The organism is Arthrobacter sp. UYEF3, assembly GCF_040546245.1.
GTDB lineage: Bacteria > Actinomycetota > Actinomycetes > Actinomycetales > Micrococcaceae > Arthrobacter.
On sequence record NZ_JBEPNK010000005.1, the window covers coordinates 160,558 to 173,481 of the forward strand.

The 12,924-nt window shown below is 69.8% G+C and carries 13 protein-coding genes; all 13 read right to left on the reverse strand.

Annotated features, from left to right (window positions below; all coding sequences use genetic code 11):
• Position 1 precedes the first annotated feature (1 nt).
• The 13 genes from ABIB14_RS05560 to dacB all read right to left on the reverse strand — a co-directional run bounded on the left by ABIB14_RS05560 (position 2) and on the right by dacB (position 12,787).
• Positions 2-922 carry a Rossmann-like and DUF2520 domain-containing protein gene (locus tag ABIB14_RS05560; RefSeq protein ID WP_354234701.1) on the reverse strand — a complete coding sequence of 307 codons (921 nt, stop codon included), beginning with the start codon at positions 920-922 and terminating at the stop codon, positions 2-4.
• Entirely contained in the window at positions 915-2,450 is a 1,536-nt protein-coding gene (locus tag ABIB14_RS05565; RefSeq protein WP_354234703.1) for a PH domain-containing protein, read from the reverse strand. Before ABIB14_RS05565 ends, ABIB14_RS05560 begins: the two co-directional genes overlap by 8 nt.
• Positions 2,447-2,959 carry a PH domain-containing protein gene (locus ABIB14_RS05570; protein WP_354234704.1) on the reverse strand — a complete coding sequence of 171 codons (513 nt, stop codon included), beginning with the start codon at positions 2,957-2,959 and terminating at the stop codon, positions 2,447-2,449. The genes ABIB14_RS05565 and ABIB14_RS05570 overlap by 4 nt, the downstream gene beginning before the upstream one ends.
• The gene (locus tag ABIB14_RS05575; protein ID WP_354234705.1) at positions 2,940-3,464 is read right to left on the reverse strand and encodes a DUF3180 domain-containing protein; all 525 of its coding nucleotides are present in this window, start codon (positions 3,462-3,464) and stop codon (positions 2,940-2,942) included. The genes ABIB14_RS05570 and ABIB14_RS05575 overlap by 20 nt, the downstream gene beginning before the upstream one ends.
• On the reverse strand, positions 3,461-4,009 hold the full coding sequence (folK, locus tag ABIB14_RS05580) for a 2-amino-4-hydroxy-6-hydroxymethyldihydropteridine diphosphokinase (protein WP_354234706.1): 549 nt from the start codon (positions 4,007-4,009) through the stop codon (positions 3,461-3,463). The genes ABIB14_RS05575 and folK overlap by 4 nt, the downstream gene beginning before the upstream one ends.
• Positions 4,006-4,365, reverse strand: a complete 360-nt coding sequence (gene folB / locus ABIB14_RS05585; protein WP_354234707.1) for a dihydroneopterin aldolase — start codon at positions 4,363-4,365, stop codon at positions 4,006-4,008. Before folB ends, folK begins: the two co-directional genes overlap by 4 nt.
• Positions 4,366-4,376: 11 nt before the next feature.
• Positions 4,377-5,321 (reverse strand): dihydropteroate synthase, encoded by a 945-nt coding sequence (gene folP / locus ABIB14_RS05590; protein ID WP_354234708.1) that lies wholly within the window; start codon positions 5,319-5,321, stop codon positions 4,377-4,379.
• Positions 5,322-5,334: 13 nt separating this feature from the next.
• Positions 5,335-5,991 carry a GTP cyclohydrolase I FolE gene (gene folE, locus ABIB14_RS05595; RefSeq protein ID WP_502909613.1) on the reverse strand — a complete coding sequence of 219 codons (657 nt, stop codon included), beginning with the start codon at positions 5,989-5,991 and terminating at the stop codon, positions 5,335-5,337.
• Between the two features lie 10 nt (positions 5,992-6,001).
• Positions 6,002-8,077 (reverse strand): ATP-dependent zinc metalloprotease FtsH, encoded by a 2,076-nt coding sequence (ftsH, locus tag ABIB14_RS05600; RefSeq protein ID WP_354234710.1) that lies wholly within the window; start codon positions 8,075-8,077, stop codon positions 6,002-6,004.
• A gap of 214 nt (positions 8,078-8,291) precedes the next feature.
• On the reverse strand, positions 8,292-8,843 hold the full coding sequence (gene hpt / locus ABIB14_RS05605; RefSeq protein WP_354234712.1) for a hypoxanthine phosphoribosyltransferase: 552 nt from the start codon (positions 8,841-8,843) through the stop codon (positions 8,292-8,294).
• Positions 8,844-8,872: 29 nt separating this feature from the next.
• Positions 8,873-9,910 (reverse strand): tRNA lysidine(34) synthetase TilS, encoded by a 1,038-nt coding sequence (tilS, locus tag ABIB14_RS05610; protein ID WP_354234714.1) that lies wholly within the window; start codon positions 9,908-9,910, stop codon positions 8,873-8,875.
• 98 nt (positions 9,911-10,008) lie between these two features.
• On the reverse strand, positions 10,009-11,121 hold the full coding sequence (locus ABIB14_RS05615) for an Rv3626c family coenzyme F420 biosynthesis-associated protein (protein ID WP_354234716.1): 1,113 nt from the start codon (positions 11,119-11,121) through the stop codon (positions 10,009-10,011).
• Positions 11,122-11,251: 130 nt separating this feature from the next.
• Positions 11,252-12,787 (reverse strand): D-alanyl-D-alanine carboxypeptidase/D-alanyl-D-alanine endopeptidase, encoded by a 1,536-nt coding sequence (dacB, locus tag ABIB14_RS05620; RefSeq protein ID WP_502909614.1) that lies wholly within the window; start codon positions 12,785-12,787, stop codon positions 11,252-11,254.
• Positions 12,788-12,924 lie beyond the last annotated feature (137 nt).

Below are 12,924 nucleotides of genomic sequence, written 5' to 3' on the forward strand. Positions count from 1 at the left end.
TTCAGGGTCCTTCCTCAGGAATCGGGCCATCACTGCCGGGCGCCTCGAGCGCCCGTGTGATGGCGTCGATTTGCTCCGGCTTCAACAGCCCGCGGCTGCCCGCACGGCGGGCCGTTGCCCGGGCCATGGCCAGGTACGCCTCCAGAATATCGCCGCCGGACCCGCCGTCGAGTTCCCGCAGGGCCTCGGAGTGCGCGGCGACGGTGCCGGCGTCGCCGCGGGCCACGGGCCCGGTCAGCGCCGACTCACCCGAGGCGAGGGCGTTTTCCAGGCTGGCGCGCAGGAGGGGCCCCAGCATGGTTTCCGGGGCGTCCACGCCCACTTCGCGCAGCAGCTCCGACGCCTGGGCCACGAGGGTGACCAGGTGGTTCGAGCCGTGGGCCAGCGCCGCGTGGTAGAGCGCGCGGTCGCCCTCCGCGATCGCGACCGGCTCGGCCCCCATTTCCACCACGAGTGCCTGGGCAATCGGCAGCATGGCCGGATCGGCCGTCACGCCGAAGCTGCAGTCCGGCAGCCGGGTGAGGTCCAAGCTCATGCCGGTGAACGTCATGGCGGGGTGCAGCGCCAGCGGGATGGCCCCCGCGGCACGGACCGGGTGCAGGATCCCGACGCCGAAACGCCCGGAGGTGTGGGCCACGAGCTGGCCGGGCTGCCACGCGCCGAGCTTCGCGAGGCCCTGCACGAGCGGGCCGAGGGCGTCGTCCGGGACCGCGAGCAGCACCAGTTCGGCGCGCTCCACGATCTCCTGCACCTCGAGGATGGGGACGCCGGGAAGCAGGGTCTCGGCGCGTTCGCGGCTCGCGTCCGACACTGCGGCGACCCCGACGACGGCGTGCTCCGCGGCGCGCAGCGCCGCCCCCAGCACGGCTCCCACCTTGCCGGCTCCGATGATTCCAACGCCGAGGCGTCCTGGCTTAGGCATGCTGCGGCCCTTCCTTTGGCGCGTGTTCGAGTGGCGCGTGTTCGAGTGGCGCGTGTTCGAGTGGCGCGTGTTCGAGCCCGGCCCGGGCCAGCCAGTGTTCACTGTGCTGCCGCTTCCGGGCCGTCCGGGCGCGGGCCGACTGCGCGTCGAGCAGGGCGCGTCCCTCCTCCAGCCCGGCCTGGATCAGCCGGGGCGCCACCGGCCCCGCGGTGGTGTGCAGGACGAGGTCGACGACGCCGAAGAGCCGGGCCAGGGGGCCTTGCTGCAGCGACATCGACTGGGTGCGCTGGTGCGGGACCAGCACGAGGTGGCGCCACCAGCGGCCGGAGCGGATGAACAGAACGGTGTCGGTGGCGGTGAAGCCGTTCCGGCGCCAGCCCAGCGGGCTGAGCAGGCGCGCCCGCCTGGGGGTGGTGACGAAACCGCCGTCGCGGTCCGGCTTGCCGGCGGCGGGCGCTATTCCCTTCAGCCCGGCGGTGAAGACGCCCACGGGGTCCGGGGTGCCAGGGTCGGGCAGTACCAGCGGGAGCATGCTGAGCACCTCGGCCAGCGTCCCAACCGGCAGCAGGGTGGTCCGGGAGGAGGCCTGGCCCTGGCTGCCCTCCGTTCCGTAACCGGCCACGTTGACCTGGATCCGGTACCAGCCGAAGATCCGCCATAGCGGCGGCTGGCTGACCCGCAGGGCCTGGATCCGTCCCGGCGGAAGGGTCTGGGCCTGGGTGTCCAGCAGGCCGTAGCGCAGCCGGATGCCGTCGGGCGACACGGCGGCGGTGAAGTTGTAGCCCTTAATGAACGAGTTCCAGTATGCCGCGACCAGGCCCAGGCCGGCCGGGATCAGGTAGAAGTAGAAGCCGCGGTTGTCGGTGACGGCGGAAAGCACCACGGAGGCCGCGGCGCCAATGACGATGCCGACGCTCTGCTCGCTCAGCAGCAGCGACCCGGCCAGCCGCGACGGCGGCACGGTCAGCACTGCGTGTTCCGGCGCCTCCACGGCGGCCGCGGCCGGCTGCGCCGGCTCACCTGGCTGCGCCGGCATCGGTGGCCCGCCCGCGGCCTGGGCGAGGATGGTGGCGCGGAGCTCCTTGGCCTCTCCGATCGGAAGGTAGGCCAGCTGCACTGCGGATTTGCCGGCATCGGCGACGTCGAACCTGAGCTCCGCGAGCCCGAAAATGCGCGCGAGCAACGGCTGGAGGACGTCGATGGCCTGCACCCGGTCCACCCTGGCCTGGCGCTGCTGTTTGAACAGGATGCCGGTGTTGACGCGGACGTAGCCGTCCGCCACCTGGTAGCGGGTGAAATACCAGCTGAGCACGTAGCCGAGCACGGTCAGCAGCAGCACGGCACCGCCGCCGATCAGCAACCACGGTGCCCGTTCGGCGAACCGCTCGTCAAAAATCGGGTCGCCCCGGAGCAGGCGTTCGAAGGCGTCGCGGCCAAAGAAGAAGAACAGAGCGGCCAGCGCCACCCACCCCCGGACGAAGGGCGAAGCCGGATGCACGCGCCGCCAGCCGTCCCCGGTGACGGTCATAGCCCGGCCAGTCGGGCCTCGCCGCGGGCGGACAGCTGCTCCCGGAGCCGCGCCCCCTCGGCGGCGGGCAGGCCCGGAATCTCTGCGCTGGTGCCGGCCGATGCGGTGTGAAGCTTAACGGTGCACAGGCCCAGCCCGCGCTCCACCGGCCCGGCACCGATGTCCACGTACTGCATCCGCCCGTACGGCACCACGAGAGTGCGCTGGAAGAAGATGCCGCGGCGGATCAGCAGGTCGTCCTCGCGTTCGGCGTACCCGATGGACTGCACTTGGCGCGGGATGAGCACGAGCCGCCAGAGCGCCAACAGGAAGGCCGCGGCGGGTACGGCTACGGCGAGCCACAGCGGCGGCCAGGTCCATGCCCTGTTCAGAACCAGGATCAGAGGCAGGGACAGCAGGGCGACGGCCGCGAGGTTGCCCAGCGCCCAGCCCACGAGCCGCACCGTGAGGTACCGGGGTGAAACCCGGAGCCAAGTCACGCCCGGAGGGTCAATCGCCTCGGTACGCATATTCGCCTTCCGCCTTGGGTTTTCCGCGTTTCCCTTGCAGGTCCGCGGACCCCTCGGCGTCGCCGTCCTCGGGCGGAATCCGGCAGAACCGTTCCACCAGCAGGCCCACCACAATCATGGCCAGGCCGCCGCCGGCCATGGCCAGCGTCTGCCAGGTGATGGTCTGCCCGCTGCGCACGTTCCAGAGCCGCAGCTGGTCCAGGAAGATCCCGGCGTGCCAGCCCAGCAGCATGGTCCCGGTGTAGGCGCAGGCCTGGGCGAGGACCAGGGTCCACGCGGCCAGGATCGGGTTGAGCATTTTCTTTTTGTTGCCGTTTCGCCAGCGCAGCACGCGGAGCCCGAGGATCAGCGTGATAACCACGATCACGCCCATCGTGACCAGGCCGGTCAGCGGCAACACCGGGGTGGCCAGGCTATAACGGCTGGCCAGCAGCGTGGCGAACCAGCCCGCCGCGGCCAGCCCGACACCGATCACCAGGAGCAGGAGCGGGTTGGTCAGCTTCACGGCGCCTCCACCGCCCCGGCCACGCCATTGAGGTCCTCGAAACCGTCAAACGGTGCCAGGTCGGCGAAATCGGCGGCCTTGGCGGCCAGTTCGCCGACGCGTTCGCCGTTCAGCCGGGCCGCGGGTTCGATCAGGGACCACGGGTAGAGCACGAAGGCGCGCTCCGCAGCGCGCGGATGCGGGAGTGTCAGGTCGGGGTCCGAGCTGACCAGCTCGCCGTAAGTGACGATGTCCACGTCGAGGGTGCGCGGGCCCCAGCGGACCTCCCGGACCCGCAGATGCTTGTGTTCCACCGCGTGGCAGTGCCGCAGCAGTTCCTCCGGCGACAACGATGTTTCCACCGCGATCACCATGTTCAGGAAGTCCGGTTGGTCCGGCGGGCCCCCCACGGCCTTGCTCTGGACGATCGGCGAGATGGCCAGCAGCCGTACCTCAGGCGGGTCGACGAGGTCCGCGACGGCGGCGGAGAGCGTGTCGTTGCGCGCCCCCAGGTTGCTGCCGAGCGCGATCACGGCGCGCGTGTAGGCCGTGGCGTGCGGGCTCATGGCCGTTCCCGGTGCACGCTGACAGACACGTCGCCGAAGTCGACCTCAATCGGGGCCTTGGGTTTGTGCACCGTGATGTCCACTGCGGCCACCGGGAAGCGCCGCAGCACGTCGTCGGCGATCCGCACCGCGAGGGCCTCGATCAGGTTCAGCGGTGTGCCGGTGATCCAGCCGCGGATGCACTCCGCCACCTCGCCGTAGTGCGCGGTGTCCAGTACGTCGTCACTGGCGGCAGCCGGGGCAAAGTCGAGGTGCAGCACGGCATCGACGACAAACGGCTGTCCGTCCCGGCGTTCGAAGTCGAACACCCCGTGATGCCCGACGGCGGTGACGCCGCTCAGCGTGATCAGGTCCATCGGCGGCCGGTTCAGCTGTCGCCGGGCACGGCGGACGCCGCCGGGCACGGGACCGGGGCGATGCGGGCGGCGACCTTGACGGCGTCCAGGCTTGCGCCGACGTCGTGCACGCGGACCGCCCAGGCCCCGCGGTAGGCGCTGATAGCGGTCACGGCGGCGGTAGCCGCGTCGCGTTCCAAGGGCTGCGCGGCCTTGCCGGCGACGGTCAGGAGGCTGCCCAGGAACCTTTTCCGGGAGGCTGCGACCAGGACCTTGTGGCCGAGGGCCTGCAGCACGTCGATATTTTGCAGCAGCTCCCAGTTCTGCGCCTCGTTCTTGGCGAAGCCCAGGCCCGGGTCCAGGATGATCTGTTCTTCCGTGGCGCCGGCGGCGTAGAGCTGCTCGCGGACGCCGGCGAGTTCGGCGGCGACGTCCTGCGCCACGTTGCGGTACTCGGCCAGCGAGTCCATGGTGTTGGCGTCGCCGCGGCGGTGCGTCAGTATGTAGGGCGCCTTGCTCCGCGCCACCAGTTCGGCCATTTCCGGCTCGAGCGTTAGGCCGGAGACGTCGTTGATGATCGCGGCGCCGGCGTCCAGCGCGGCCTCGGCGGTAGCTGCATGCATGGTGTCGATACTGACCAGGGCGCCGGCCTTGACCAGCGCTTCGATCACGGGCAGGACCCGGCGCTGCTCCTCTTCGACGCTGACTTCGGCGGCGCCGGGGCGGGTCGACTCACCGCCGACGTCGATAATGTCCGCGCCCGCGTAAAACATCCGCAGGCCGGCGGCGACAGCCGTGTCCGCCGTCGAATGCCTGCCGCCGTCGCTGAACGAATCCGGGGTGACGTTCAGGATCCCCATCACAAGCGTCCGGTCCGTGGGCAAGTCCTTGAAGCTCGCCGCCGGGCGCGGCTTGCGCAGCACGGGCAGCGGCGAGGTGGCAGGTCCTGTTCCGGGGGCTGCAGCGAGGGAGTCCATAGTGGGGTTTTTCTTACCTTCCGAGGATGAGGCTCATGGCTTCGGCACGGGTGGCCGGGTCATGCAGTTGCCCGCGGACCGCGCTGGTGACGGTCTTCGCGCCGGGCTTGCGAATGCCGCGCATGGACATGCACAGGTGTTCGCATTCGACCACGACGATCGCGCCGCGGGGCTTGAGGTGGGTGACGAGGGCTTCCACGATCTGGGTGGTCAGCCGCTCCTGCACCTGCGGGCGGCGGGCAAACATATCCACCAGCCGGGCCAGCTTGCTCAGCCCCGTAACCTTGCCGTCGTGCGAGGGGATGTAGCCGACATGGGCGACCCCGTGGAAAGGCACCAGGTGGTGCTCGCAGGTCGAGTAGAACGGGATGTCCTTGACCAGGACCAGTTCCTCATGGTCCAGGTCAAAGGTGGTGCCGAGGATTTCCGCCGGGTCGTGGTGCAGGCCGGCGAACATCTCCGCATAGGCCTTGGCCACCCGTTTCGGGGTGTCCAGCAGGCCGCTGCGGTCCGGGTCCTCACCGATGGCGAGCAGGATCTCGCGCACCGCCGCCTGGATCCGCGGACGGTCCACCGGGCTGGCCTTATGGCCGGCCGCGCCCGCCGCCTCTTCCGCGGGGAAGGGGCCGGCGGTGGCGGGAACGTCGTCGTCGTTGAAGTAGGTAGTCACAAAAGGAAGCTTAGCCGGGAAGGCCGTCCGGCCCCGGATCCGTTACCCCGCCGGCTCCTCCTTTGAAGGAGTCCTGTCCGGGCACGCCCTGGGCGTGCGGCGGCAGGGCGTCGAGGGGTTCCTCGAGCCGGGCCTCCTTGGCTTCGAGCTGGGCTTCCCGTTCGGCCTTTTCGCGGCGGGACTCCACCGGGCCGACGGCCTGGATCGGCCGGCTCTCCTTGGACAGCCAGATCTCGCGGAAATCGCGTTTGCGGATGTTCGTGAAGACCTGGGCGATCTCGGCCTGGTTGAGGGTTTCGCGTTCCAGCAGTTCCAGGGCCAGCTCGTCCAGGACATCCCGGTTTTCGGTCAGGATGGCGTAGGCCTCATCGTGTGCGCCCTCGATCAGGCGGCGCACTTCCTCGTCAACGACGTAAGCGATCTGGTCCGAGTAGTTCCGTTCGTGGCCGGCGTCGCGGCCCAGGAAGGGCTCGCCGCCGCCCTGGCCCAGCCGGACGGCGCCGACGCGCTCACTCATACCGAACTCCGTGACCATCTTGCGGGCAATCCCGGTGGCTTTTTCGATGTCGTTGGAGGCCCCCGTGGACGGGTCGTGGAAGACGAGCTCCTCGGCCACCCGGCCGCCCATGGCGTAGGCCATCTGGTCCAGCAGTTCGTTGCGGGTCACGGAATACTTGTCGTTTTCCGGCACCACCATGGTGTAGCCCAGGGCGCGGCCGCGGGGCAGGATGGTGATTTTCGTGACCGGCGCGGAGTTTCGCAGCGCCGCCGCGACCAAGGCGTGGCCGCCCTCGTGGTAGGCGGTGACCTTGCGCTCGTGTTCCTTCATGACCCGGCTGCGCTTCTGCGGGCCGGCCATCACCCGGTCGATCGCCTCGTCGAGGGCGCGGTCATCGATCAGGTTGGCGTTGGAGCGTGCGGTGAGCAGGGCGGCTTCGTTGAGCACGTTCGCGAGGTCCGCGCCGGTGTAGCCGGGGGTCTTCTTCGCGACGGCCCTGAGGTCGACGCCGGGAGCCATCGGCTTGCCCTTGGCATGGACCTTCAGGATCTGGTCCCGGCCGATCAGGTCGGGGGCCTCGACCGAAATCTGGCGGTCGAAGCGGCCCGGACGGAGCAGGGCGGGGTCCAGCACGTCGGGACGGTTGGTGGCCGCGATCAGGATGACGTTCGTCTTCACGTCGAAGCCGTCCATTTCAACCAGCAGCTGGTTGAGGGTCTGCTCGCGTTCGTCGTTGCCGCCGCCGATGCCGGCGCCGCGGTGGCGGCCGACGGCGTCGATCTCATCCACGAAGATGATGGCCGGCGAGTTGTTCTTGGCCTGCTCGAAGAGGTCGCGGACACGGGAAGCGCCCACGCCGACGAACATTTCGACGAAGTCGGAACCGGAGATGGAGAAGAACGGCACGCCGGCCTCGCCGGCGACGGCGCGGGCCAGCAGCGTCTTGCCGGTGCCGGGAGGGCCGTACAGCAGCACGCCCTTGGGGATCTTGGCGCCCACGGCCTGGAACTTGGCGGGTTCCGCCAGGAATTCCTTGATCTCCTGGAGTTCCTCGACGGCCTCGTCGGCGCCGGCGACGTCGCCAAAAGTCACCTGGGGCATGTCCTTGTTGACCATCTTGGCCTTGGACTTGCCGAACTGCATGACCTTGGAGCCGCCGCCCTGCATCCGGGAGAGCAGGAACCAGAAGAGCACGCCCAGCAGCAGCACCGGGATCAGCAGGGAGAACAGGCCGGAGAACCAGTTGCTTTCGATCGGCTGGTCGGTGAAACCGCTCGGCGGCTTCGAGGCCGTCACGGCCTTGACGATGTCCTGGGCGCGCGCGTTGACGAAGTAGAACTGGACGTTCTTGCCCTTGTCCTGGCCGTCGATCTGCACGTTGTCCTTCAGGACCAGGTCCACGCGGTTCTCGGCGTCGAAGATCTTGGCCTGCTCGACCTTGCCGCCGTCGGTCAGCAGCGCCAGGCCCTTGTCCGTGTCGATGCGGGTCGATCCGCCGGGGGCGAGGGTGGCAAAGGCCAGCAGCAGCATGGCCACCACGACGACAATCCAGATGCCGGGGCCCTTGAGGAAACTCTTTGCTTTCATCTGATCGGGGGCTGGCCCCGTCCCTCCTGGTAGTGCTGCACGGCGGCCGATCTGCGCGCGTGTGGGTGCTGCGTCGGGTTCTAGCTATACACCGTCGCAGTAACTCACGCACGGTCAAGCCTAAAAGTTCCCTGTGGGCGTAGCGGAGGGCTGTGCAGGGTGCAGAACAGACGCAGCGTCGAGCCGGAGGGAAGCCGCCGGGGCGGCCTGGGTTCTACTCGTAGACGTGCGGCGCCAGGGTGCCGACGAAGTCGAGGTTGCGGTACTTCTCGGCGTAGTCAAGGCCGTACCCGACGACGAACTCGTTGGGGATGTCGTAGCCGACGTACTTGACGTCGATCTTGACCTTAGCGGCGGTGGGCTTGCGGAACGCGGTGCAGATCTCCACCGAGGCCGTGCCGCGGGACTCCAGGTTGGTCTTGAGCCAGGAGAGGGTGAGGCCGGAGTCGATGATGTCTTCGACGATCAGGACGTCCTTGCCCATCAGGTCGGTGTCGAGGTCCTTGAGGATGCGGACCACGCCGGAAGACTGGGTGCCGGAGCCGTAGGAGGAAACGGCCATCCAGTCCATCGAGACGTGGCTGTGCAGTGCGCGGGCGAGGTCGGCCATGACCATGACCGCACCCTTGAGCACACCGACAATCAGCAGATCGCGGCCTTCGTAGTCCTTGTCGATCTGGGCTGCGAGCTCGGTGATCCGGGTCTGGATCTGTTCCCTGGAGTAGAGAACGTGCTTGAGGTCTGCCTGGACGTCGTTTGAATCCACCAATGACTCCTGTGTAGATGCGGGTGCGACTATTCTTGGGGCGGTTTTTGAGGCCGGAATACAAGCTTCCCACAGCGGGCGCCCCCGCGGGGAACGCCGGTGGGGGCGGTCTGCTCCGCCGCGTCCAGCTGGGCGAGCGAGAGCCGGTAGACGCTCACGCCGCCGGGCAGCTCCACCGGTCCGGCGGATCCCTGCCGGCGCAGCAGAGCTTCGGCGGCCAGCAGCCGCTGGTAACCGGGCTGTTGACCGCCGACGGCGGCGGCGGCCCTGGCGATCACCCGGAACCTCACGGCAGGCGCCAATTCGCGCAGCGCGGCCTCGGGCAGGCTCAGGTCTGTACCGGACCGCTCCAGCAGGCGGGTGAAGGTGTCGTTGGCCACATCTTCGAGGTAGTCGGCGTCGAACTGCAGGATCGACGCCGTCCTGGCCAGCGATTCGGCGACACCGGGTCCGAGCTTGTCCTCCAGTACGGGCAGCACCTCGACCCGGGTCCGGGACCGGGCAAAGGCGGGGTCGGCGTTGCTCGGGTCGTGCCACGGGTCCAGTCCCTCGACGGTGCAGATCTCCAGCGTCTCTGCCCGGCGCAGGCCCAGGAACGGCCGTAGCAGGTGACCGCGGACGGGACGCATCCCGGCAAGCGAGCGGGTCCCGGAGCCGCGCGCCAGCCCCAGCAGGACCTGCTCGGCCTGATCGTCCAGGGTGTGGCCGAGCAGGACGGCCGTGGCACCGTTCTCCTCGGCGACTGCTGCGAGCGCGGCGTGCCGGGCGTCCCGGGCGGCGGCTTCGGGGCCCATCCCGGTGGGTGCGACGTCGACCGTCCGGACCTGGACGGGGCTGAGCCCCAGCTCCCGCAGTGCCGTTGCTGCCGCGGCGGCTACGGCACCGGAGCCGGCCTGTAACTGGTGATCCACCACGACGGCGCCGACCGAGACCGGGTGGCCGTCGACGTGGCCACGGCGGCCGAAGTAGGCGGCGACGGCGGCGAGCGCGAGCGAGTCAGGGCCTCCGCTGCAGGCCACCAGGACCCGTCCGGGGTAACCGGCGTCGGCGAGCGCGGCCTGCACCATTGTCCGCGCCTTGCCGACTACTGGCGCCAGCCGGCCGGGCCGCCGTCGTCCGCCGGAAGCCGCTGGAAGGTCCGGGTCTGTGGTGGCCGGCACGTGGACTAGAGCCCCATTCGTTCGAGCCACAGCTTCGAGTCGTGGATTTCCGGTTCGGTGGGCAGGTTCTCGGCCGACTCCCAGACCCGGTTGAAGCCTTCCATCCCGGCGGCGTCGACCACTTCGCGGACGAATTTCGAGCCGTCGCTGTACTGCCGCATCTTCGCGTCCAGGCCGAGGAGGCTGCGGATAAATTTCTCGATGGCGCCACGGTCCTTGCCGCGGGCGTTAAAGCGCTGCCGGATGGTCTTGACCGAGGGGACGATACTGGCGTCCACGGCGTCCATGACCACGTTGGCGTGGCCTTCCAGCAGGCTCATGACGGCCGTGAGGTGGGAGATCGCCGCGCGCTCCGCAGGGTCCTGCAGCAGGTCCAGGATTGCCCCGCGGCCGGGCGCGGAACCGGGTGCGGACCGGCCCTTGAGGGATCTCGCGGCTGCCGCGGCGCGTTCCATGATCGAGTCGACGTTGCCGAGCAGGTGTTCGCTGAGGTCCTCGATCTGCTGAAGCATGTTGTGGCGAAGCCAGGGGGCCGCGGCGAACTGCACGCGGTGTGTTTGTTCGTGCAGGCACACCCAGAGCCGGAAGTCCTCGGGCGCCACGTTCAGCTCGCGTTCCACCGAAATGATGTTCGGCGCCACCAGCAGCAGCCGGCCGGCGGCAGGGGCTGTGGTGTTCTCGGCCAGGGCGGAGAACGGGTCGTACTGGCCCAGGACCTTGCTGGAGAGGAACGCCAGGATCGCGCCGAGCTGGCTGCCCGTGATCGCGCCGCCGACGCTGGCGGCGCCCGGGCCCACGGTTCCGCGGCGGCTTTCGAGCATTTTCTCGATGGCAGGCTGCAGCATGACCGCGAAGCTCTGCGTGTTCGCCTTGGCCCACGAGGCCCGGTCCACCACCAGCACGGAGGAGTCGCGGAGGTCGCGGGCGGCCTCGAGCCCGGTGATGTCGTGGACGTGCGGCACGGAAATGTCCGCCATGAGGCGCAGGTTTTCGACGGCGGCGCCGATCTCCGGGGCGGCCAGCGACGGGCCCGCCGGGGTGAGGCGCGCGGCCGTGGACGCCGCGAGCTCCCAGTTGATGAGGGCCTGGGCTGATATCTCGCGCGAAGTGGACTCCATGGCTCCCATCAGATCACAGCCGGCTGGGGACGCGCTTGAAATTCGACCGATACCGCCGATTCGACGGTTCCCTGCCGGGTAGCAGTTTCGGACCGTCGAGGGCGCGGGGAACCATCGAAACGGAGCAGTCTCAGCGGCAGCCGCAGGCGGCCAGGACCGAGGCCGTCCGGTCCAGTGCCGCCCTGTTGCCAGCCGCGCCGGGCGTCAGGCCGTTGCCGATGAAGGAGAAGACCAGCAACCGGCCGTCGGCGTCCACCACGTAGCCGCTGAGGGCGATCACGGTGTTCAGCGTTCCCGTCTTGGCGCGGACCAGTCCGGCGCCCCGGGCGGTGCTGGTGTCCGTGTACCGGCTGCCCAGCGTTCCGGTCAGGCCGGCCACGGGGAAGCCGGCCAGGGCGGACCGGAGACGGAGGTCCGGGCCGCTGGTCATCGCGCGGACCAGGGCGGAGAGCTGCCGCGCGGAGACCTGGTTGTCCAGCGTCAGCCCGGCCAGATCGGCGGCCCGAAGCGTGGCAGAGGGGATTTCCAGCTCCTGGAGTTGCTGCAGCACGGCGGCGACGGCGCCGTCGTTGCTGGCGGGTTTACCACTCGCTGCCGCCACCATCCGGCCCATGACCTCGGTGAGGTAGTTGTCCGAGGTGCGCATCAGTAGGTCCACCTGCTGGCTGACGGTGGCGGATTCGACCTCGGCGAGGATTTTGCCGGCCGGTCCGCCGCCGACGTCCGGTCCTCCCTGCGGGGCTTTCTGCGGGCCTTTCTGCGTTGCCGTCGCCCGGGCGACGCCGGGGGCCACGGCGACGCCCGCGGCCGCGCCGGCCTCCGCGAGCCGGGCCGTGAACGCTTCGGCGGCGGTCATTGCCGCGTCCTGCGGGCGGGGTCCGCTGGTGGTTCCCGGGTCGAAGCGGGCCGAGTTCAGGGCGAGCGGATATATGGGGGCGATTTCGCCGGCGGCAACGTCCTCCGGGCTCCAGGCGGGGCTGAGGGCAGGCCCGCTGAACAGGGCATCATCCAGGAGCACCGAGACCGGACCGGACACGCCCGCCTGCTGCAGCGCGCGGACGGTGGACCGCGCCAGCGTGGCGAGCCCGGCACGCCCCAGTACCGCGTCCGGCGCGGAGTCCCCAGTGCCGAGCAGCACGTCTCCGCCGCCGGTCAGGACGACGGTGCCGGGCACGGCGCCGGCGACAACCCTGGTGCTGAAGCGCCGGTCGGGGCCGAGCGTTCGCAACGCTGCGGCGGCGGTCAGGAGCTTGAGGTTGGAGGCGGGGGCGCGGACCTCATCGCCGGCCCGGTCGAAGAGGACCTCGCCGGTGACGGCGTCCTGCACCACCCCGGTGAAGGACCCGGCGCCGTCGGCCTTCAGGGTCGCGTCGAGCTGGGCTGCGAGGGCGGCGGGATCCGGTACCCGCGCCGTGGTGCTGAGCGGTTTCATGCTGCCCCCGTTTCCCCCACCGCCGGCGGCGCTCAGGGCGGCGGGGAGCTGCTGCCACGGACCGGCCGCGGCGGGTTCCGGGGGCCGGGCCGGGCCGAGGAATCCGGGACTGACGGCGAGCCCCGCGGGGACGGCGAGCGCCACGATCAGGAGGGTCAGGAGCAGCATCGGGGTGACGCGCGCGAGCCTTCCGGGCGCCGGAGCCGTGCCCTCACGGCTCTTTCTGCGTGTCATCCTGCTGCTGGTCCTTCGTCCCGAAATGTCCCCGCTAGTTCCTGAAACCAGGGACTGTCGCTATATCCTCGATAATAGTCGGCGGCACCGGTACTGCTTTTTCTGGGCCTCGCCAGTGCCGCGCACCCCCTGAATCC